Annotated in this window: 15 protein-coding genes and 1 pseudogene; 6 read left to right on the top strand and 10 right to left on the bottom strand. The window is 67.8% G+C overall.

Features of this window, described 5'->3' with window-relative positions; translation table 11 throughout:
- A pseudogene (locus AC3WRI_RS30800) lies at positions 1 to 227 on the top strand (hypothetical protein); the annotation flags it as partial.
- A gap of 72 nt (positions 228 to 299) precedes the next feature.
- Here AC3WRI_RS30800 and AC3WRI_RS30795 read toward each other — a convergent pair.
- Together AC3WRI_RS30795 and AC3WRI_RS30790 are read right to left on the bottom strand one after the other, a co-directional pair.
- A complete protein-coding gene (locus AC3WRI_RS30795) occupies positions 300 to 1,982 on the bottom strand; it encodes a long-chain fatty acid--CoA ligase (RefSeq protein ID WP_010814784.1) in 1,683 nt (560 codons plus the stop codon).
- 188 nt (positions 1,983 to 2,170) lie between these two features.
- Positions 2,171 to 2,833, bottom strand: coding sequence for a TetR/AcrR family transcriptional regulator (locus AC3WRI_RS30790; RefSeq protein ID WP_010814785.1), 663 nt, complete (start codon positions 2,831 to 2,833; stop codon positions 2,171 to 2,173).
- A gap of 208 nt (positions 2,834 to 3,041) precedes the next feature.
- On the opposite strand from AC3WRI_RS30790, the gene AC3WRI_RS30785 reads away from it, so the two are divergent.
- Positions 3,042 to 6,350, top strand: a complete 3,309-nt coding sequence (locus tag AC3WRI_RS30785) for an acetyl-CoA carboxylase family protein (protein WP_492294756.1) — start codon at positions 3,042 to 3,044, stop codon at positions 6,348 to 6,350.
- Between the two features lie 13 nt (positions 6,351 to 6,363).
- Here the strand turns inward: AC3WRI_RS30785 and AC3WRI_RS30780 are convergent, their stop codons facing one another.
- Positions 6,364 to 7,497: an aminopeptidase gene (locus AC3WRI_RS30780; RefSeq protein ID WP_010814787.1), complete on the bottom strand. Its 1,134-nt coding sequence runs from the start codon at positions 7,495 to 7,497 to the stop codon at positions 6,364 to 6,366.
- The gene (locus AC3WRI_RS30775; RefSeq protein WP_058698453.1) at positions 7,494 to 9,602 is read right to left on the bottom strand and encodes a molybdopterin-containing oxidoreductase family protein; all 2,109 of its coding nucleotides are present in this window, start codon (positions 9,600 to 9,602) and stop codon (positions 7,494 to 7,496) included. The genes AC3WRI_RS30780 and AC3WRI_RS30775 overlap by 4 nt, the downstream gene beginning before the upstream one ends.
- Before the next feature lie 290 nt (positions 9,603 to 9,892).
- On the opposite strand from AC3WRI_RS30775, the gene AC3WRI_RS30770 reads away from it, so the two are divergent.
- Positions 9,893 to 11,095 carry an ABC transporter substrate-binding protein gene (locus AC3WRI_RS30770; protein WP_010814789.1) on the top strand — a complete coding sequence of 401 codons (1,203 nt, stop codon included), beginning with the start codon at positions 9,893 to 9,895 and terminating at the stop codon, positions 11,093 to 11,095.
- Positions 11,096 to 11,142: 47 nt separating this feature from the next.
- On the opposite strand, the gene AC3WRI_RS30765 is transcribed toward AC3WRI_RS30770, so the two are convergent.
- The 5 genes from AC3WRI_RS30765 to AC3WRI_RS30745 all read right to left on the bottom strand — a co-directional run bounded on the left by AC3WRI_RS30765 (position 11,143) and on the right by AC3WRI_RS30745 (position 16,863).
- Entirely contained in the window at positions 11,143 to 12,174 is a 1,032-nt protein-coding gene (locus AC3WRI_RS30765; protein ID WP_167686585.1) for an ABC transporter ATP-binding protein, read from the bottom strand.
- Positions 12,175 to 12,200: 26 nt separating this feature from the next.
- Entirely contained in the window at positions 12,201 to 13,199 is a 999-nt protein-coding gene (locus tag AC3WRI_RS30760; protein ID WP_010814791.1) for an ABC transporter ATP-binding protein, read from the bottom strand.
- Positions 13,200 to 13,212: 13 nt separating this feature from the next.
- Positions 13,213 to 14,145: an ABC transporter permease gene (locus AC3WRI_RS30755; RefSeq protein WP_010814792.1), complete on the bottom strand. Its 933-nt coding sequence runs from the start codon at positions 14,143 to 14,145 to the stop codon at positions 13,213 to 13,215.
- Positions 14,146 to 14,148: 3 nt separating this feature from the next.
- On the bottom strand, positions 14,149 to 15,126 hold the full coding sequence (locus AC3WRI_RS30750) for an ABC transporter permease (RefSeq protein WP_010814793.1): 978 nt from the start codon (positions 15,124 to 15,126) through the stop codon (positions 14,149 to 14,151).
- Between the two features lie 150 nt (positions 15,127 to 15,276).
- Entirely contained in the window at positions 15,277 to 16,863 is a 1,587-nt protein-coding gene (locus AC3WRI_RS30745; protein WP_439668288.1) for an ABC transporter substrate-binding protein, read from the bottom strand.
- Positions 16,864 to 16,911: 48 nt separating this feature from the next.
- On the opposite strand from AC3WRI_RS30745, the gene AC3WRI_RS30740 reads away from it, so the two are divergent.
- From AC3WRI_RS30740 to AC3WRI_RS30730, 3 genes are read left to right on the top strand one after another with little or no spacing between them, the layout of a single operon-like run.
- Positions 16,912 to 17,202, top strand: coding sequence for a hypothetical protein (locus AC3WRI_RS30740; protein WP_136227796.1), 291 nt, complete (start codon positions 16,912 to 16,914; stop codon positions 17,200 to 17,202).
- Positions 17,199 to 18,392, top strand: a complete 1,194-nt coding sequence (locus AC3WRI_RS30735; protein WP_439668289.1) for a M20 aminoacylase family protein — start codon at positions 17,199 to 17,201, stop codon at positions 18,390 to 18,392. Before AC3WRI_RS30740 ends, AC3WRI_RS30735 begins: the two co-directional genes overlap by 4 nt.
- Before the next feature lie 51 nt (positions 18,393 to 18,443).
- The gene (locus AC3WRI_RS30730) at positions 18,444 to 19,469 is read left to right on the top strand and encodes a DUF2891 domain-containing protein (RefSeq protein WP_010814796.1); all 1,026 of its coding nucleotides are present in this window, start codon (positions 18,444 to 18,446) and stop codon (positions 19,467 to 19,469) included.
- Between the two features lie 18 nt (positions 19,470 to 19,487).
- Here AC3WRI_RS30730 and AC3WRI_RS30725 read toward each other — a convergent pair whose 3' ends face one another.
- Positions 19,488 to 20,438, bottom strand: coding sequence for a DUF3047 domain-containing protein (locus AC3WRI_RS30725; protein WP_492294754.1), 951 nt, complete (start codon positions 20,436 to 20,438; stop codon positions 19,488 to 19,490).
- Positions 20,439 to 20,768: the final 330 nt, after the last annotated feature.

Raw genomic sequence — 20,768 nt, 5'->3', positions numbered from 1 at the left:
GTGGCGGCGTGGGCGTGGGCTTTGCCTTCGACCTGAGCCGGCTGTTCAACAAGCCCGCGCCGGTGCAGCAGGTGGACCTGTTCCAGTACAAGGTGCGAACCATGGACGGCACGATCGTGTCGGCCAACGCGCCGGCGGCGCCGGGGCTGGAGCCAGGCGCGTGCGTGCGGGTGATCTACCCCGACGGCAGCCAGGAAGCCCGCCTGGCGCCATCGAACGAGTGCTGAGCCGCCGCGGCGCAGCCTGAAAGCACAACGGCCTCCACTCGGGAGGCCGTTGTCGTTGGCAGCGGCTGCCGCTCAGGCGGCCTTGCGGCTGTCGCGCAGTTCGCGGCGCAGGATCTTGCCGACGTTGGTCTTGGGCAGTTCGGTGCGGAACTCGACGTACTTGGGCCGCTTGTAGCCGGTCAGGCGCTCCTTGCAGAACTCGATCACATCGGCCTCGGTCAGCCCCGGATCCTTCTTCACCACGAACAGCTTGACGACCTCGCCCGAGTGCGTGTCGGGCACGCCCACGGCCGCCACTTCCAGCACGCCCGGGCACTCGGCCACCACGCCTTCGACCTCGTTCGGATACACGTTGAAGCCCGACACCAGGATCATGTCCTTCTTGCGGTCGACGATCTTGGTGTAGCCACGCTCGTCCATCACGCCGATGTCGCCGGTCTTGAAGAAGCCGTCCGGGGTCATGACCTTGGCGGTCTCGTCCGGGCGGTTCCAGTAGCCGGCCATCACCTGCGGGCCGCGGATGCAGATTTCGCCCGGCTGGCCGAGCGGCACGTCCTTGCCGTCATCGTCGCGGATCACCACTTCGGTCGACGGCAGCGGCATGCCGATGGTGCCGGAGAATGCGTCGGTGTCGGTCGGGTTGCAGGTGGCCGAGGGCGAAGTCTCGGACAGGCCGTAGCCTTCGATGATCGGGCAGCCGGTCTTGGCCAGCCACTGCTTGGCCACCGCCTCCTGCACCGCCATGCCGCCGCCGTTGGCCACGCGCAGGCCGGAGAAATCGACCTTGCTGATTTCCGGATTGTTGATCAGTGCGTTGTACAGCGTGTTGACGGCCGGGAACATGTTGAACTTGTACTTCTGCAGTTCCTTGATGAAGCCCGGGATGTCGCGCGGATTCGGGATCAGCACGCTGGTGCCGCCGCTGCGCATGCCCAGCAGGCAGCAGACCGTCAGCGCGAAGATGTGGTACAGCGGCAGCGCGGTGATGGTGATGGGCTGGTCGATGTGTGCGCCCTTGTTCAGCGCCGGCTGCATCCACGCCTCGGACTGCAGCACGTTGGCCACCACGTTACGGTGCAGCAGCACCGCACCCTTGGAGATGCCGGTAGTGCCGCCCGTGTACTGCAGGAAGGCGATGTCATCCGGCCCCGTGGTGGCCGGCTGCAGCGTCAGCTTGCGGCCTTCGGCCAGCACGCTGTTGAAGCGCACGCAGGTGGGCAGCTCCCATGCCGGCACCATCTTCTTGACGTTGCGCACCACGAAATTGACGATCGCTCCCTTCAGCCCGCCCAGCATGTCACCCATGCTGGCCACCACCACGTGCTTGACCGGGGTCTTGGCCAGCACCTGCTGCAGCGTGGAGGCAAAGTTCTCCAGGATCACGATGGCCTCGGCGCCGCTGTCCTTGAGCTGGTGCTCGAGCTCGCGCGGGGTGTAGAGCGGGTTGACGTTGACCACCACGAAGCCCGCGCGCAGCACCGCCGCCAGCACCACCGGGTACTGCAGCACGTTCGGCATCATGATCGCCACGCGTGCGCCGGGACGCAGCCCGCGCGACTGCAGCCAGGCGGCAAAGTGCGTCGAGAGCTGGTCCAGTTCGCCGTAGGTGATGGCCTTGTCCATGCAGATGAAGGCCTTGCGGTCGGCATAGGTGCGGAAAGATGCCTCGAGCAGCGCGGCAAGCGAGCGGAACTGGCTGGCATCGATCTCGGCGGGAACGCCGGCCGGGTAGTGTTTCAGCCAAATTCTTTCCATAGCACCGTCTCCTGATTTCTGAATGGTCGTTCGATTTTGCCGAGATGCTAAACGTGCTCCCCGGTTAAAACAACAACTTAGACGAAGTCCTCGGGGCCACCGGACAGGCCTTGGTGCCCCTGACGGGCATTATGCGCCACCGATCGGGCGCAAGTAGGGGGATAACCCCTAGTGAGGCAAATCCACACTCAGCCGCCGCTGGGCAGCGCCAGTTTCATCATGCTGGCGGCAAGCTCCTGCGCCAGCGTCTCCGGGTCCATGCGGCCGGGTTCATGCCAGGTGTAGAGGAACCCCACCACGCTGCCGATCGCATGGGCCGTCACGCGTGCGTCGCCGAAGGCGAACACGCCATCGCGCTTGCCCTCTTCCAGCAGCGCATAGAGGTCGCGATAGAAGTCTCGCGCCATGCTGTCGAGCCACGCCACGGTGTCGGGGCGCAGGTACTGGTTGTCGCGAAAGCTCAGCGTGGCCGGCACATGGCAGGCGACGCAGCGCCGCGCCATCTCGAGCAGGCAGGCCTGCAGGCGCTCGCGCACCGGCAGCGCGGGGTCCGCGGTCTCGCGGATCACGGGCAGGCAGGTCTGGGCCGACTCGCGGCACAGGATGTCGAAGATCTCGTACTTGTCAGTAAAGTAGTAGTAGACCGCCGGCTTGGTCACGCCCAGCGCGCGGCACAGGTCGTTCATGGTCATGCCGGGATAGCCCTTGCTGTAGAAGAGCTGCGCGGCGGTATCGAGAATCTGGCGGCGGCGGGCCTCCTGGCGCTCGGCGATATGCGGGCGGGCCGGCTGCGGCTCTGGCGGTGTGCTCAACGGCGGGTTCAGCGGTGCGGATCTGGGTGCAATCGACATGATGCAATTCTCGCATGGCGGGCTCGCTACGCCAGTCCGGTCGAGCCCTTGCTTGACGCCACGGCCTGCGGCGCCAAAGGGGAAAGGGAAAACGGCCAATTGACGCCAATACCCGATCACCCCAGAATCTTACCCAACGGTAAATAAATGTACCAACGAGTACATACCCGCACTGCGCCCACAACACACGCCATCAACGCTCCCGCCCATGACGAACCACAAGCTCCTGATCGCCAATCGCGGCGAAATCGCCATCCGGATCGCGCGGGCCGCCGCGGCCATGGGCATCCCCAGCGTGGCGCTGTACAGCGAAGACGACTGCGACGCGCTGCACGTGCGCAAGGCCGACGCGGCCGTGGCGCTGCCCGGCACTGGTCCGCGCGCCTACCTAGACATTGCCGCCGTGGTGGACGCTGCGCGGCGGGCGGGCTGCGGCATGGTGCACCCTGGCTACGGCTTCCTGTCCGAGAACGCCGACTTTGCGCAGGCCTGCCTGGACGCCGGGCTGGTCTTCGCCGGCCCTGCGCCCGACGTGCTGCGCCTGTTCGGCGACAAGGCCCGCGCCCGCGCGCTGGCGCGCGAGCATGGCGTGCCGGTCGTGCCCGGCACCGCCGGCCCGACCTCGCCGGAGCAGGCGCGGGCCTTCTTCGCCAGCCTCGACGGGCAAGCGGGCATGATGATCAAGGCGCTCGCCGGCGGCGGCGGGCGCGGCATGCGCGCCGTGCATCGCGCTGCCGGGATCGACGAGGCCTACGCACGCTGCGTCTCGGAAGCTACCGCGGCGTTTGGCAATGGTGCGGTCTACGTGGAGCGCATCGTCGCCGCGCCGCGCCATATCGAGATCCAGGTGGTCGCCGACGCCGAGGGCCGCGTGCTGACGCTGGGCGAGCGCGAATGCAGCCTGCAGCGCCGCCACCAGAAGCTGGTGGAGATCGCCCCCAGCCCGTCATTGGATGACGCGCTGCGCGCAAGGCTGGCCGATGCCGCCGCCACACTGGCGCGCGCCGCCGCCTATCGCGGCATCGGCACGTTCGAATTCCTGGTGGAAGACAGCGGCAATGGCGGCCCATCGTTCTGGTTCATGGAGGCCAACCCGCGCCTGCAGGTCGAGCACACGGTGACCGAGATGGTGACCGGCGTCGACCTCGTGCAAACCCAGCTGGCCATCGCCGCCGGCGCGCGCCTGGCCGACCTGGGCCTGGAGCAGGCACCCGCGCCGCGCGGCATCGCGGTGCAGTTGCGCATCAATGCCGAGCACCTCGACGCGCAGGGCCAGCTGCGCCCGGCCAGCGGCACGCTGACGGCGTTCGAGCCGCCCAACGGGCCAGGCGTGCGCGTGGACAGCGCGGGCTTTGCCGGCATGACGGCGAATCCGCGCTTTGATTCGCTGCTGGCCAAGCTGATCGTGCACGAACCCGGCGGCAACTTTGCGCGTGCGCTCGCGATCGCCTACCGCGCGCTGTGCGAGTTCCGCATCGAAGGCATCGACACCAACCGCCGCTTGCTGCAGGATCTGCTGCAGCTGGACGACATACGCCGCAATGCCGTGCACACGCAGTACCTGGACCAGGCGCTGGCCGCGCTTGCCGCCGCCGACGCCGACCACCCGGTGCTGCACGCGCCGCCCGGCCTGGCCGACAGCGCCCCGGCCGATGAGCACAATGCGCTGGCCGATGTCCCTGACGACGCCATTGCCGTGCCGGCGCCCATGGACGGCGCGCTCGCCGCCATCCACGTGCGCGAAGGCGATACGGTCAGGCGCGGCCAGCCGCTGGCCATCATCGAAGCGATGAAGATGGAGCATCCGCTGGAGGCACCCGCCGCCGGCACCGTGCTGCGCGTGCTGGCCGTCGCGGGTGCCACGCTGCGCGCCGGCGCCGCGGTGATCGTGCTGGCGCCCGGCGGCGATGCCGGCCATGCCGCCGAGACCGCCGCGGCGGCCGACCTCGACCATGTGCGCGCGGACCTGCGCGAGACGCTGGAGCGCCACGCCCTCGGCCACGACGCCGCACGCGCCCAGGCCGTCGCCAGGCGCCACGCCCAGGGCGGCCGAACGGCGCGCGAGAACATCGCCCGGCTGTGCGACGACGGCTCCTTCATCGAGTACGGCGCGCTCGCCATCGCCGCGCAACGGCAGCGCCGCAGTGTCGAAGACCTGGTCAGCGCCACGCCCGCCGACGGCATCGTCACCGGTATCGGGACCGTCAACGCGGCGCGCTTTCCCGGTGCCGATACGCGCTGCATGGTGCTGGCCTACGACTACACCGTGCTGGCCGGCACGCAGGGCTTCTACGGCCACAAGAAGCTGGACCGCATGCTGGCGCTGGCGCGCCAGTGGCAGGTGCCGGTGGTGCTGTTTGCCGAGGGCGGCGGCGGGCGGCCCGGCGATACCGACATGCCGGTGGTGGCCGGGCTGGACTGCACCTCGTTCATCCAGTTCGCGCGGCTGTCGGGCCAGGTGCCGCTGGTGGGCATCGTGTCGGGCCGCTGCTTTGCCGGCAACGCCGCGCTGCTGGGCTGCGCCGACGTCATCATCGCCACGCGCAGCGCCACCATCGGCATGGGCGGGCCGGCCATGATCGAAGGCGGCGGGCTGGGCGTGTTCGCGCCCGAGGAAGTGGGCCCGGTCAGCGTGCAGGGGCCCAACGGCGTGATCGACGTGCTGGTCGATGACGAAGCGGCCGCGGTCGATGCCGCGCAACGCTACCTGTCCTACTTCCAGGGCGACGTGCATGACTGGCAGGCGGAAGACCCGCGCCACCTGCGCCACGCCATCCCCGAGAACCGCCTGCGCAGCTACGACATGCGCGCGGTGATCGCCGCCATGGCAGACAGCGGCTCGGTGCTGGAGCTGCGCGCGGCGTTCGGCACCGGCATCATCACCGCGCTGATCCGCATCGAAGGCCGCGCCTTCGGCTGCATCGCCAACAACCCGCGCCACCTCGGGGGCGCCATCGACAGCGCCGCCGCCGACAAGGCCGCGCGCTTCATGCAGCTGTGCGACGCGCACGGGCTGCCGATGGTGTCGCTGTGCGACACCCCGGGCTTCATGGTCGGGCCGCAGGCCGAGAAGACCGCCACGGTGCGGCACGTGTCGCGCCTCTTTGTCACCGCTGGCGCGCTGCGCGTGCCGTTCTTCACGGTGGTGCTGCGCAAGGGCTACGGACTGGGCGCGCAGGCCATGGCCGGCGGCAGCTTTGCCGCGCCCTTCTTCACCGCGGCCTGGCCCAGCGGCGAGTTCGGCGCGATGGGCATCGAGGGCTCGATCCGGCTGAGCTTCCGCAAGGAACTGGAGGCCGTGGCCGACCCCGACGAGCGCGCGGCGCTGTTCGCGCGCATGGTCGACGGCGCCTACCAGCGCGGCCGCGCGCTCAACATGGCCAGCCACCTGGAGATCGACGCGGTGATCGACCCTGCCGACACGCGGCGCTGGCTGCTGCGCGGGCTGGCCTCGGTGCCGCCGGGGAGCCTCGGCCGCCAGGCCAACGCACCGAGACGGTTCATCGATACCTGGTAAGCGACGCGGCAGCTTAGTTGGCCGCGGTCTTTCCGCCCGCGGTCAGCGTGCCGGCGCGCGTGGCCGGCGGCGCCAGCCGCTGCAGCGCGGCCTCGCGCTCGGCGGCGGGCAGCGCACCGATACGGGCAGCCTCGTCATAGAAGCGCTGCCAGTCGCCGTTGCACTGCGCCAGCAACGCGGTGAAGGCCGGCACCCACTGCTGGTAGGTGGCCACCGCGGCCAGGTGGGCGTTGGTCAGCGGCTGGTCGAACCAGCGGTCATAACCGCTGAATCCGCCCCACTCCGTGCGCAGCCGCGCGTACTGGGCGCGCAGGTCGGCAAAGATCTTTGCCTTGCTCTCGCGCTTGGCGCCGTCATCGAGCGGGGTCTGGTACAGCGCCACCAGCCGGTCGCGCGTGCCCAGCAACAGCGCGCGGAACTGCTGGCGCCGGGCATCGTACTGCCGATAGCTGGCGCGCGCGTCCTCCGACGCATCCTCGGCCAGCCAGCGCTCCACGCCCGCGGCTTCCACCGCGGTGGCAAAGGACTCGTTGAAGGCGGTGTCGTTGCGCACGTACACCACCTGGTGCGCGAGCTCGTGGAAGATCAGCCGCGCCAGTTCGCCCTCGGGCAGGTAGACGAAGGTATTGAGCAGCGGGTCGTCGAAATAGCCCAGCGTCGAATAGGCGGGGATGCCGGCAACGTAGGTCTCGAGCCCGTCGCGGCGCAGGCCCCGCGCATACTGCTCGGCATCGGACTGGGCGTAGTAGCCGCGGTAGCTGATGCAGCCGACGATGGGGAAGCACCACTTGCGCAGGTCCATCGACAGCTCGGGCGTGGCGAACACGCTCCACACCACATAGGGCCGGTGCAGGTTGGCGTAGCGGCGGTAGCTGCCGTTCTCGGGCAGCTTCAGTTCGCGCGAGGCGAAGTCACGCATGCGGCCGGCCAGCGCCAGCCGCTGCGCCAGGCGCCCATCGTTGGCGTCGCGCGCGTTGGCGATGGCGTCGGTCAGCGGCTGTGCCTGGGCCATCACGCCCAGATGGCCGCCGATCGACTGCGCGTAGTAGCCGACGGCCTCGCACCCGGCCGTCACCAGGACCACCGCGGTGAGGCCGGTCGCCGCCAGGAGTGCCGCCCAGCGCCAGCGGCCACGCTGCGGCGTCATGCCGGCAGGACTGCCCCTTCCGTGCAGGCCTCGACCTGCACCAGGCAGTCATAGAACACCGGCGCGCGGCCCAGGTCGGTCAGGCGCTGGCTGGTCAGCTCGTTGGCGTTCTTGCCGTCCGAGGCCAGCTTCTTCCACCAGATCGACAAGCCCACCACCAGCCCGCGCCGGGCGCGGTCGGTGACGCGGGCGCGCGCCACCATGCTGCCGCGGTCGTTGAAGACGCGCACCATGGCGCCGTGCACGATGCCGCGCTCAGCGGCGTCGGCCGGGTGGATGTCCAGGTGCGGCTCGCCCTCGGTGGCGCGCAGGCTGTCGACGTTGACGAAGGAGCTGTTGAGGAAGTTGCGCGCCGGCGGCGAGATCATCGCCAGCGGATAGCGCGCCGCCAGTTCGGGCGCGGTCAGCGGCGCCTCGTACTGCGGCACGTAGTCAGGCAGCGGGTCGAGGCCGTCGCGCGCCATCGGCTCAGAATAGAACTGGCACTTGCCCGATGCGGTCGGGAAGCCACCCTCGGCGAACGGCGCCGCCGGCAGCGCCAGCTTCTGCCAGCCCTGCTCCTTCAATGATTCCCAGCTGATGCCGGCCGCGCGCGCATCGCCCGGAATGATGGCCTGCGCGGCGATGGCCTCGTCGCTGTCGGCAAAGCACGCCTCGGTGAAGCCCAGGCGCTGGGCCAGCCGGCGGAAGATCTCAGTATTGGGCAGGGCCTCGCCCATCGGCGCGATGGCGGCGTTGTTGGCCAGGAAATAGGTGTGGCCGTAGGCCTTGTGCACGTCGGTGTGCTCAAGCTGCGTGGTCGCCGGCAGCAGGATGTCGGCATAGTCGGCGGTGTCGGTGCGGAAGTGCTCCAGCACCACCGTGAACAGGTCCTCGCGCGCGAAGCCCGCGGCGACCTTGCCGGATTCCGGCGCCACCGCGACCGGGTTGCTGTTGTACACCACCACGGCCTCGATGCGCGGCGCGCCGGGCGCGGGCTCGGCCAGCAGCGCGTCGCCGATGGTGCTCATGTTGACGATGCGCGGCAGCGTCTGCGGCCAGCCAGGCAGCAGGTCGGGGCGCTGCAGCGCGGCTTCGTTGATCGGGAAGAAGCCCGAGGTCGACAGCTGCAGCCCGCCCGCGGGCTGGCGCCAGGCGCCCACCAGCGACGGCAGGCACGCCACCGCGCGCACCGCCTGGCCGCCGCCGTGCACACGCTGCATGCCGTAGTTCAGGCGGATTGCCACCGGCTGGCGCTCGCGCACCGCCAGCTGGCCGTAGAGGCCGGCCAGCCATTCGATGTCCTCGGCCGGGATGCCGCAGATCTCGGCCGCGCGTGCCGGGGTGTAGGCCTGCGCGCGCTCGCGCAGCGCCTCGAAGCCGACGGTGTGGCGTTCGATGTAGTCGTGGTCGAGCAGGTCGTCGCGGATCAGCACATGGATCAGCGCCAGCGCCAGCGCGCCGTCGGTGCCGGGCATCGGCGCGATATGGCGGTGGCACTTCTCGGCGCTCAGCGAGCGGTACGGGTCGATTGCCACCAGCGTGGCGCCGCGCCGCTTGGCTTCCTGCGCGCGGGTCCAGAAATGCAGGTTGGAGGCAATCGGGTTGCCGCCCCAGATGATCACCAGCCTGGCATCGACCACGTGCTCCATGTCCATGCCCACGCTGGCGCCATAGGTGTAGCGCAGCGCGGTGGCGCCGGCGCTGGCGCAGATGGTGCGGTCCAGCCGCGACGCGCCCAGCTTGTTGAAGAAGCGCGCGGCCATGCTCTCGCCCTGCACCAGCCCCATGGTGCCGGCGTAGCTGTACGGCACGATCGCCTGCGGATCGCGCGCCGCGATCGCCTGCAGGCGGGTGGCGATGGTGTCGAGCGCCTCGTCCCAGGAGATCGGCGCGAACTTGCCTTCGCCCTTCCTGCCGATGCGCTTCATCGGTGTCAGCAGCCGGTCCGGGTGGTAGGTGCGCTCGGTGTAGCGCGACACCTTGGTGCACAGCACGCCCTGCGTGCCGGGATGGTCGGGATCGCCCGCTACCTTGACGGCACGGCCGTCCTCGACGGTGACGAGCAAGGCACAAGTGTCGGGGCAGTCATGCGGGCAGGCGGCGCGGACGATGCGGGAAGCCATGGGGTCTCCGGGCGGGGTGTGTTGTTTTTTCGTTCGGTCGTACGGAACTGGAGATGCCGGCGCAGGCGCGCTGGTAGCGGCGCCCGAGCCGCGCCGGCGGGCGGCGCTTTCCCGGCCGTGCGGGGGGATGGCGGGGAGTACCTCGATCCGATTGTATTCGATTATGATGTGCCGGCGCGCTGCCGGCACAGACCGGTACGCGCACCATGCCGCACGACGTGAGCAATTCGCCGGCAAGAGACCGGCCGACGCGGCAAACGGGTAACCGAACCACATTTCGCGGGGGGTTTATGTCGTTCCGATCCGGGGTCAATGGCCGGCTTGCCGGCCTGCTGGTGGCGTGCGCCATCGGCACGGGTGGCGCATCCTGCGCTGCCTTCGCAGCCAACACGGCGGGCACCCCCGCCACATCCGAAAACGGCGTCACCGCCGACACCATCCTGCTGGGCCAGTCCGCCGCGCTGACCGGCCCGACCGCCGTGCTCGGCAAGCAGATGAACTCGGGCGCACGGCTGTATTTCGACCATATCAACCAGCAGGGCGGCATCCACGGCCGCAAGATCCGGCTGGAGGCGCTGGACGACTACTACGAGCCCGAGCCCGCCGCCAGGAACACCAGGAAGCTGATCGAGGAAGACCGCGTCTTCGCCCTCTTCGGCTATGTCGGCACGCCCACCAGCCAGGCCGCGCTGCCGCTGGCAATCCAGGCCCGGGTGCCGTTCTTCGGCCCGTACACCGGGGCGCAGTCGCTGCGCGAGCCGCGCAGCCGCTACGTCTTCCATGTGCGCGCCGGCTACAACGAGGAAACCGCGGCCATCCTGCGCCAGATCCAGACCACCGGGCTCAAGCGCGTGGCCGTGGTCTACAACGAGGACGCCTACGGCAAGGCCGGGCTGGATGGCCTGGAGCGCGCGCTCAAGGCCGCGCCCGACAGCGGCGTGCAGATCGTCGCGCGCGAGCCCGTGGTCCGCAACACCACGGAAATCGGCGACGCCATCCAGGGTTCGATAAAGGCCAGGCCCGACGCCGTGGTGATGATCAGCGCCTACCGCACCGCCGGCGCCTTCGTGAAGGAAGCGCTGCGCCGCGGCTACAACGGCCAGTTCTACAACGTCTCCTTCGTCGGCACGCAGGCGCTGGCCAACGAGGTCGGCGCGCAGGGCAGCGGCGTGATCATCTCGCAGGTGATGCCGCACCCGGGCAACGCCACGCTGCCGATCGTGCGGGAGTACCTGCGCCTGCTGCAGGCCGCCGGCAAGCCCAGCGAATTCGACTACGCCAGCATCGAAGGCTTTATCTCCGCCAAGACGTTCACCGAGGGCCTGCGCCGCGCGGGCAAGGACCTGACGCGCGAGAAGCTGGTGACCGCGCTGGAGTCAATGCGCAGCTATGACCTCGGCGGGTTTATCATCAACTTCACGCCGGAGAACCACGTGGGTTCGAAGTTTGTGGAGATGACGATCATCAATTCGAAGGGGCAGGTGATCCGCTGAGATTCAAGGTTTTCTCCTCCCTCGCGCAGGGAGGAGAAAACCAGGCCCTACTCCATGTCGTTCAGGTGACACGCCGAGAACCGCATCGGCGCAATCTCCTTCAGCAGCGGCTGCTCTTCCCGGCAACGCGGCATCGCATGCGGGCAGCGCGGGTGGAAGTGGCAGCCCGGCGGCGGGTTCAGCGGCGACGGGATCTCGCCGCGGATCGCCACATAGGTCTTGCGGGCCACCTCCAGCTTGGGCGCTTCGGCCAGCAGGGCCTGGGTATAGGGATGGTTGGGCGCGGCGAACACGTCTTCGGTCGGCGCGGATTCCACCACCCGCCCCAGGTACATGATCACCACGCGGTCGCTGATGTGCTTGACCACGCCCAGGTCATGGCTGATGAACAGGTAGGTCAGGTTCAGGTCTTCACGCAGGCGCATGAACAGGTTCAGCACCTGGGCCTGGATCGACACGTCCAGCGCCGCCACCGACTCGTCGCACACCAGGAACTCGGGCTTGACCGCCAGCGCCCGGGCAATGCCGATGCGCGCGCGCTGCCCGCCGGAGAACTGGTGCGGAAAGCGCCGCAGCACGGTCGGGTCCATGCCCACGCGCACCAGCATGTCTTCCACATAGCCCTTCTGCGCGCCGCGCTCGACCATGCCGTGCACCACCGGCGCCTCGCCCACGATATCCAGCACGCGCAGCCGCGGATTGAGCGAGGCGTACGGGTCCTGGAAGATCATCTGGATTGCCAGCTGCTTCTCGCGGCGCTTGTCGGGTGGCAGGTGGTCCAGGTTGATGCCGCGCCACAGGCGCTCGCCCTCGGTCAGCGAGTGCAGGCCCACGGCCATGCGCCCGAGCGTGGACTTGCCGCAGCCGGACTCGCCGACCAGGCCCACCACTTCGCCGGCGCGGATGCTCAGGTCGACACGGTCGACCGCGTGCACCACCTCGTCATGCGCATGGGCGCCGAACAGGTTGGCGATGCGCGCGGCGGTGTCGAGCGACTTGACGAAGCGCTTGGACACGCCGCGCAGCTCCAGGATCGGCGCGCTCGGCGTGCCCCCCTCTTCCGCTGCAGGATTCGTCATCGGTCGGGATTGCAGTTCAGTTGCGCTCATGCTGCCTCCTGGTTGGCCAGCACCGGATGGAAGCAGCGCAGGCGGCGGCCGTCGGCGGCAGTCTCCAGCGGCGGCTCGGTCTTGCAGGCAGCGGTGGCGTAGGGACAGCGTTCGCGGAACGCGCAGCCGCCCGGCAGGTTCAGCAGCGACGGCGTCATGCCCGGGATCTGCCGCAGCGGCGTGCCGCGCGGATTGCGCGACGGCGCCGAGCTGATCAGCCCGTGGGTGTAGGGGTGCTCGGGGTGCTCCAGCACCTGGCGCACGTCGCCGGCCTCGACGATCTTGCCGGCGTACATCACGCACACGGTATCGGCCAGTCCCGCCACCACCGACAGGTCGTGCGTGATCCAGATCAACGCCGTGCCCGATTCGCGGCACAGGGTCTGCATCTCGTACAGGATCTGGCCCTGGATGGTGACGTCCAGCGCGGTGGTGGGCTCGTCGGCAATGATCAGGTCGGGCTTGTTCAGCAGCGCGATCGCGATCGCCACGCGCTGGCGCATGCCGCCCGAGAACTGGTGCGGATAGGCCTGCAGGCGCTCGTCCGGCGACGGGATGCCGACCCGCGCCAGCGCATTGCGCGCGCGTTCGCGCGCCACCGCCTTGCCTACCTTCTCATGGGCCAGCACCGCCTCGATCATCTGCGTGTCGATGCGCAGGACCGGGTTCAGCGTCATCATCGGGTCCTGGAAGATCATCGCGATGCGGTTGCCGCGCACGTCGCGCTGCTGCGCCGGCGTGAGCGCGCGCAGGTCGCGGGTGATGCCGTCGCGGCTGGTCAGCGCGATGCGGCCGTCGACGATCTTCCCGGGCGGATCGATCAGGCCCATGATCGAATACCCGGTCATGGACTTGCCCGAGCCGGACTCGCCCACCAGCCCCATGATCTCGCCGCGGCCCACGGTGAAGGACACGTCGTCGACGGCCTTGGCGATGCCGCCGCGCGTGTGGAATTGCGTCTTCAGGTGTTCAACCACCAATGTCGGTTGTGCCATGTACCGCTCCTGGTTATTGCGTCTGCAGGCGCGGGTTGAGGACGTCGCGCAGCTGGTCGGCCACCAGGTTCATCGCCACGATGGTGACCACCAGCGCAATGCCCGGGAAGAAGCTGATCCAGTACTTGCCCGACAGCATGTACTGCTGGCCATTGGAGATCAGCGAGCCCAGCGAGGGCTCCGTGACCGGCACGCCCAGCCCGAGGAAGGACAGCGTCGCTTCCAGCGTGATCGCCGAGGCCACCTGCAGCGCCGCGATCACGATCAGCGGCGGCAGGCAGTTGGGCAGCAGGTGGCGGAACATGATGCGCATCGGCGGCAGGCCCAGGCAGGTGGCGGCCTCGATATATTCCTTGCGGCGCTCCACCAGTGCGGCGCTGCGCGTGGTGCGGGCGTAGTAGGCCCACTGTACCGCCACCAGCGCGATCACGATATTGCCCAGGCCCGGGCGCAGGAAGGCTAGCAGGATCAGCGCCAGCAGGATCGGCGGGAACGACAGCTGCAGGTCGGCCACGCGCATGATGAAGGCCTCGGTGCGACCGCCCAGGAAGCCGGCCAGCAGGCCGAGCGTGGCGCCCAGCAGCAGCGCGATCACGGTGCTGACCACGCCCACGCCGATGCTGATGCGCAGGCCGTACATCACCGCCGACAGGATGTCGCGGCCCTGCTCGTCCGAACCCAGCAGGAAGGTCATGCCGGTGCCGGCCTGCTCGCCCGGCGCCAGGCGCGCGTCGAGCACGTCCAGCGTGGCCAGGTCATAGGGGTTCTGCGGCGCCAGCCACGGCGCGAAGATGGCGATCAGGATGATGACGACCAGCGTGGCCAGTCCGGCCACAGCAATCTTGCTGGAGAAGAACTCCGCGGCAAAGCGCCGCCACGGCGATTGTTCGCGCGCCGCGGCGAGCGGCGGGGTCTTGTCCTCTTGTTCTACAGATACGGCACTCATGGCTCAGCCCTTGTTGTCGGCAATGCGCACGCGCGGATCGAGCATGCTGTAGATGATGTCCACCACCAGGTTGATCAGGATGAACAGCGTCACGATCACCATCAGGTAGGCGACGATCACCGGCCGGTCCAGCAGCTGGATCGAGTCGATGATGAGCTTGCCCATGCCGGGCCAGGCGAAGATGGTCTCGGTCACGATCGCAAATGCGATGATCGAGCCGAACTGCAGCGCGATCACCGTGACGATCGGGATCAGGATGTTCTTCAGCACATGCACGCCGACAATGCGCGTGTTCGACAGGCCCTTGGCGCGCGCGAACTTGACGTAGTCCTGCATCATCGCCTCCTGCGTGCCGGCGCGCGTGAGCCGGATCACCATGGCGATATTCAGGAGCGACAGCGTCACCGCCGGCAGGACCAGGTGGCGGATGCCGTCGGCAGTCAGGAAGCTGAGTGGGATGCCGAGCACGCGCACGGTCTCGCCGCGCCCGTTGGAGGGCAGCCAGCCGAGCTGCACCGCGAACACCATGATCAGCATCAGCCCGACCCAGAAGGTGGGCAGCGAGAAGCCCAGGATCGACACCGCCATGATCGACTTGCCGGCAATGCCCTTGGGCCGCAGCCCGGCCCACAGGCCCAGCGGAATGCCCAGCACGATCGCCAGCAGGATCGCGCAAATGGCCAGCTCCATGGTGGCGGGCATGCGCTCGAAGATCAGCTTGAGTGCCGGCGTGCCGTGCGCGAACGAGGTGCCCAGGTTGCCTTGCAGCGCATTCTGCAGGAACACCCAGTACTGCTCCCACAGCGGCTTGTCCAGGCCCAGCGCCGCGATGGTGCGCTTGATGTCCTCCTGGTCGGCCTGCGGGTTGATCAGGATGTCGACGGGATTGCCGATGGCAAAGACGCCGAGGAAAACCAGCAGCGACATGACGAAGAGCACAACCACGCTCTGCATCAGGCGCCGGATGATAAAGACCAGCATGTTCGAACCACTTTCCTTTCGCGCGCGAATGCACGCCACACCCGGGCCGCGCGGCGCTTCCCGGGTGTGGCGCGGCAGCCATGCGCGGCACCGCAAACTCGGCCAGCAGACCATCCGCGGGCCGAGGCTCCTGTCTGGGTTGACCGGAGCTTACTGGGGCTTGAAGTTATGCGCGTAGGTGCGCTCGTCGGTACGCGGCACGTAGACGATGCCCTTTTGTGTGGCCCAGGTGGTCACCTGCTGGTGGATCGGGACGATACCGCCATCATTGATCGCGATTGCGGTGGCCTCCTGCAGCAGCTTGGAGCGCTCTTTGTCATCCACGGTGGACAGCGCCTTCTCCAGCACCACGTCCATCTTGGGGTTGCAGTACTCGCCCCAGTTGGTGGTGCCGAAGCCCTTCTTGCTGTCCTCGCACGCCAGCAGCGCGCGCAGCGGCGAGCTGACCTCACCGGTCTGCGCGCCCCAGCCCAGCAGCCCGAACGACCACTCGTGCTTGATGCCCTTGGACGAGTATGTCGCCATCGGCATGCCTTCGACCTTGGTGGCGATGCCGATGCGGGTCAGGTTCTGCGCAATCGTCTGCGCGATCTTCTCGTCGTTGACGTAGCGGTTGTTGGGCGTATGCAGCGTCACGCCGAAGCCGTTCGGGAAGCCGGCGTCGGCCAGCAGCTTCTTGGCGGCCTCGGGGTCGTACTTGACCGTCTTCAGGTTGGGGTTATAGCCGAACAGCGTCGGCGGCACCAGGTTGTTGGTCGGCTCGGACAGGCCTTCCATCAGGCGGTCCTTGATGCCCTGCCGGTTGATCGCCATGCTGATGGCATTGCGCACGCGCGCGTCCTTCAGCGGGTTCTTGTCCAGCGGTGCGCCTTCCTTGGTGGTGACGTAGGGCGACTTGTCGCGCTTGGCATCGAAATACAGGTAGATCACGCGGTGCGAGATCTTGGAGAAGAACGACAGCTTGGGATCCTGGCGCACCTTGGGCAGGTCAGGCGTGGGCACGTTCTCGATGGCCTGCACGTCGCCCGACAGCAGCGCCGCCAGGCGCGTCGCCGGATTGGGGATGAAGCGCAGGGTAACCTTGTCCCAGGCCGGCTTGGCGCCCCAGTAGTCGTTGTTGCGCACCAGCTCGACCCGGTCGTCGCGGGCATAGCTGACGAACTTGAACGGCCCGGTGCCGACCATGCCCTTGCCCTGCGCGAAGTCATCCGAGCTCAGCCCCTGCGTCGCCTTCTTCTGCACGATGAAGATCGACGTGAGGTCGTTCAGCATCAGCGGATAAGGCTGGTTGGTGGTCAGCTGGATGGTGTGCTTGTCGATGATCTTCTTGTTGACGATCGCCTTGGTGTAGACATCGAACTTGCCCGGGCTGTTCTGGATGGTGGCCGGACGGTCCAGCGACCAGATCACGTCTTCGGCGGTCAGCTCGGAGCCGTCGTGGAACTTCACGCCCTTGCGGATCTTGAATTCCCAGGTGAGGTTGTTGACCAGCTTCCACGACTCGGCCAGGCCCGGGATGATGCGGCTGTCCGGATCCATCTTGGTCAGCGAGTCGAAGATATGCTCGGAGACGTTGATGTTGGAGAACAGGTTGTAGAAGTGCGGATCCATCGAGGTTGGCGGCGAACTCATGGCCAGTTTGAGGTCCGCGGCCTGGGCGGTGCCGGCGAGCGCTAGGCCAAGGGCCCCGGCTACCGCCACCACACCAATTGCCTTCTTGAAAGTGCGAAGGGACATCGCGCAATTCTCCCTGTAGGAAGTGAAGCAGACGTTTTAGGATCGGCAATGCGCCGCGCCGCGGGTCACGCGGCGGCGCTGCGTTTTGGTGCGGTTTGGGGTGCGGTTGCGCATCACAAAGCGACGAAATTGCCGGCCGGGCACTTCAAGCATGAACTGTTCCAGCAGTGCGCATGTCGCGGCAATGCGGGGAAACCCACCCGCGCTGGCATATTGCACTGCGCCAACCTGGCAAGCGCGCAGGAAATCGCCGCATTTTGGCGCTTTGCGGAGAGGCATCGTATGATCGGGGTATCCAACGCTAACGCCCCTAACGTCCAGGGCAGCCAGGCATCATGAAGCTCATCCCCGAAATCCTGCAGGCACAAGCCGAAATCCGCGCGATCCGGCGCGACATCCACGCCCACCCGGAACTCTGCTTCGAAGAACAGCGCACTGCCGACGTGGTCGCGCAGAACCTGGAATCGTGGGGCATCGAAGTGCATCGCGGCCTGGGCACCACCGGCCTGGTGGGCGTGATCCGCAACGGCAACAGCCCGCGCACCATCGGCCTGCGCGCCGACATGGACGCGCTGCCGCTGCAGGAAGCGAACACCTTTGATCACCGCTCGCAGCACACCGGCAAGATGCACGCCTGCGGCCACGACGGCCACACCGCCATGCTGCTCGGCGCGGCGCGCTACCTGGCGCAGCACAAGCCCTTCGACGGCACCGTGCACCTGGTCTTCCAGCCGGCCGAGGAAGGCGGCGGCGGCGCCCGCGAAATGATCAAGGACGGGCTGTTCGAGCGCTTTCCGTGCGACGCGGTGTTCGGCGTGCACAACTGGCCAGGCATGCCGGTCGGAGCGTTCGGCACGCGCGCGGGCCCGCTGATGGCATCGAGCAACGAATTCCGCATCGTGGTGCGCGGCAAGGGTGCGCATGCGGCCATGCCCAACAACGGCAACGACCCGGTCTTCACCGCTGCGCAGATCGTGTCGGCACTGCAGGGCATCATCACGCGCAACAAGCGCCCGATCGATACCGCGGTGATCTCGGTCACGCAGTTCCACGCAGGCGACGCCACCAATATCGTGCCGGACCAGGCCTGGATCGGCGGCACGGTGCGCACGTTCACGGTGCCGGTGCTGGACCTGATCGAACGGCGCATGGAAGAAGTGGCGCGCGCGGTGGCGGCGGCATTCGACTGCGCCATCGAATACGAATTCCACCGCAACTATCCGCCGACCATCAACAGCGAGGCCGAGACCGGCTTTGCGGCCGCGGTCGCCGCGGAACTGGTCGGTGCGGACAACGTCGACAGCAATGTCGAGCCCACCATGGGCGCCGAGGATTTCTCGTTCATGCTGCAGCACAAGCCGGGCTGCTACCTGTTCCTGGGCAACGGCGACGGCGGCCATCGCGACGCCGGCCATGGCATCGGGCCCTGCATGCTGCACAACCCGAGCTACGATTTCAACGACGAACTGCTGCCGGTGGGCTCGACGTTCTTCGTGCGGCTGGTGGAAAAGTGGCTGGCGCCTGCGTGACGTTACGCACCTGAGCACAGCACAACGATAAAAAACTGGGGAGCATCCGCGATGGGCCGCCTGGCGCTGGATCGCGAGACAGCGCGCAGCTTCGCGCGCGTGGCGCTGGACAATATCCTGCGCCGCTATCCGTACAAGCTGGACCACATGATGGCCAGCGCCGGTGACCTGGCCGAACCGTCGGCCAGGCATCCGGTCTTTTGCGGCAGCTACGACTGGCACTCCAGCGTGCACATGCACTGGTTGCTGGTGCGGCTGCTGGCGCTGTCGCCGGACCAGGAGGAGGCGCCCCGCATCCGCGCAACGCTGGACGCCCAGCTGCGTCCAGAGCACATTGCGGTCGAACTGGCCTACTTCCAGCAGCCCCTTTCGCGCACCTTCGAACGCCCCTATGGCTGGGGCTGGATGCTGAAACTGCAGGCGGAGTTGCTGGCGCTGGCGCGGCAGGACGCCCAGGCAGCCACCTGGGCCGAGGCATGCGCGCCGCTGGCATCGCACCTGTCACGGCAACTGGCGGATTTCCTGGATGCAGCGGTATTCCCGGTGCGCACCGGCACCCATTACAACAGCGCCTTCGCCCTGGTCATGGCCATGGCCTATGCGCGCACACACCAGGACTTCACCTTGCGGCGCGCCATCGTGCGGCGCGCCCACCGCTGGTTCGGACATGATCAGAAATACCCGGCGCGATATGAGCCCGGCGGCGATGAATTCCTGTCCGGCGGGCTGACCGAAGCCGTGCTGATGCACGCCGTGATGGACGGCTGCGCGTTTTCAGAATGGTGGGAGTTGTTCGTGCCGGGGCAGGCGGAACTGGCTAATTGGCTGACGCCGGTCGAAGTGACCAATCGCAGCGACCCCAAGACCTCGCACCTGGACGGGCTCAACCTTTCGCGCGCCTGGTGCTGGCGCATGCTGGAGCCCGCCCTGCCCGAGCCGCTGCGGCCGCTGGCCATCCGGGCATGGTCCGATCATCTCGAGGCATCGCTGCCGCAGGCGGTCGAGGGCGAGTATGTGTCCACGCACTGGCTGGCCTCGTTCGCGGTGCTCGCGCTGGCCGAGCCTATCGGCGGCTGAAGGCGCCGCCGGGGCGCTTCAGTCCAGCGCGATGTCGCCGTACCAGGACTCGGCCTTGCTCTTGGTGTTGTCGGTATCGGTCATGATGCCCACGGCGATGACCGGGCCGGGGTCGGTCCCGAAGGCCTTGCGGTAGTCGGCGCGCAGGTCGCGCTCATGGCAACGCCACTCATTGGCGTGCTTCATGCCGCTATCCACCACGATCATGCGTACCCGGTCGGTGTGCGGGTTCTTCACCAATGAGCCTTCCGCGCGCCGTCCGCCCCAGATGTACATCAGCGTGGCGTAGGGCATTTCGCGGCCGGTGGTCAGCCGCGCCATCTCGTACATCAGCTGGTCTTTCAAGGGCAGCGCACCCTTGTCGCCATCGAAGGCGACGAACAGGCGCAACGGCGAATCCTCGCGCGGGCCGTGGCTGTTGTCGGCGTTGCGGATAATGCCGCTGGTCTTCCAGGTCCAGCGCAGCATGCCGGCATCGCGATCGTGCAGCGGGACATACAGGCCGGAGGCCGAACTCTCGGCCTTCGCATGGACGACCACGCGCTGGTCGACCTCTGCCATCGAATAACGGGTGGGCGTCTTGTTGCGGTTGATGGTCCAAGGCTGCCAGCCGACCGGCAACTGGTCGCGATGCGGTGACACCGAGAACAACGGCAGCGTGACCAGGGTCGGCGGCGGCGCGGCATCGGCGACTTCGCCGTCATCACCCGCCTCGGCTTCCGCCGCACTGGTGTTGGCGGCAGCCAGCGGGTCGGGCGACGATATGGCAGTCACCGCCGGATCCGTCTGCGCTGCCGCGTACGCGGCCATGCGCCTGGCGAATGCCTGGCAATCGATCGCGGAAGTGCCGGCCACAGCGGCCGTGTCACCCGGAGGAACCGCGGAAACAGGGGGAGTAGATGCGCATCCTGCCAGCAGCAGCGCGCCGGCGGCGCCAGTCAAAACCAGCCGAAACACCTTGGCCGTCATGTAACCCCTCGGAACCCGAATCCGGACCTGCTCTGTTGGCAAGGGTCCGGCTATTGCTCACTACTTGCTGCAAACACGCGTTGCAACCGCCTTCGTGCCGCATGTGGGCACTTGGGTGTCGACCATAGCAGAAGGCGGACAGTCCCGGAATGCTCGGCGACCCGCGATGCGGCATGAAAACAACGAGGGCATGCGTGCCTGCGCCGACCCCCGGGCGTTTGTGCCGCGCCAAAGCAAAAACCCCCAGCCTTTTGGGCTGGGGGTTCTGCGGAATAAGAGCCTGGCGATGACCTACTTTCACACGGGAATCCGCACTATCATCGGCGCGGA

Source organism: Cupriavidus sp. FW305-27, assembly GCF_058787995.1.
Note: the sequence above shows the minus strand (reverse complement) of the source record. Positions and strands in the feature narration are given on the sequence as shown.

Excerpts from the sequence above, each read along its gene's own strand:
- AC3WRI_RS30795 (WP_010814784.1), bottom strand. The coding sequence starts at position 1,982 with ATGGAAAGAATTTGGCTGAAACACTACCCGGCCGGCGTTCCCGCCGAG.
- AC3WRI_RS30790 (WP_010814785.1), bottom strand. The coding sequence starts at position 2,833 with ATGTCGATTGCACCCAGATCCGCACCGCTGAACCCGCCGTTGAGCACA.
- AC3WRI_RS30785 (WP_492294756.1), top strand. The coding sequence starts at position 3,042 with ATGACGAACCACAAGCTCCTGATCGCCAATCGCGGCGAAATCGCCATC.
- AC3WRI_RS30780 (WP_010814787.1), bottom strand. The coding sequence starts at position 7,497 with ATGACGCCGCAGCGTGGCCGCTGGCGCTGGGCGGCACTCCTGGCGGCG.
- AC3WRI_RS30775 (WP_058698453.1), bottom strand. The coding sequence starts at position 9,602 with ATGGCTTCCCGCATCGTCCGCGCCGCCTGCCCGCATGACTGCCCCGAC.
- AC3WRI_RS30770 (WP_010814789.1), top strand. The coding sequence starts at position 9,893 with ATGTCGTTCCGATCCGGGGTCAATGGCCGGCTTGCCGGCCTGCTGGTG.
- AC3WRI_RS30765 (WP_167686585.1), bottom strand. The coding sequence starts at position 12,174 with ATGACGAATCCTGCAGCGGAAGAGGGGGGCACGCCGAGCGCGCCGATC.
- AC3WRI_RS30760 (WP_010814791.1), bottom strand. The coding sequence starts at position 13,199 with ATGGCACAACCGACATTGGTGGTTGAACACCTGAAGACGCAATTCCAC.
- AC3WRI_RS30755 (WP_010814792.1), bottom strand. The coding sequence starts at position 14,145 with ATGAGTGCCGTATCTGTAGAACAAGAGGACAAGACCCCGCCGCTCGCC.
- AC3WRI_RS30750 (WP_010814793.1), bottom strand. The coding sequence starts at position 15,126 with ATGCTGGTCTTTATCATCCGGCGCCTGATGCAGAGCGTGGTTGTGCTC.
- AC3WRI_RS30745 (WP_439668288.1), bottom strand. The coding sequence starts at position 16,863 with ATGTCCCTTCGCACTTTCAAGAAGGCAATTGGTGTGGTGGCGGTAGCC.
- AC3WRI_RS30740 (WP_136227796.1), top strand. The coding sequence starts at position 16,912 with ATGCGCCGCGCCGCGGGTCACGCGGCGGCGCTGCGTTTTGGTGCGGTT.
- AC3WRI_RS30735 (WP_439668289.1), top strand. The coding sequence starts at position 17,199 with ATGAAGCTCATCCCCGAAATCCTGCAGGCACAAGCCGAAATCCGCGCG.
- AC3WRI_RS30730 (WP_010814796.1), top strand. The coding sequence starts at position 18,444 with ATGGGCCGCCTGGCGCTGGATCGCGAGACAGCGCGCAGCTTCGCGCGC.
- AC3WRI_RS30725 (WP_492294754.1), bottom strand. The coding sequence starts at position 20,438 with ATGACGGCCAAGGTGTTTCGGCTGGTTTTGACTGGCGCCGCCGGCGCG.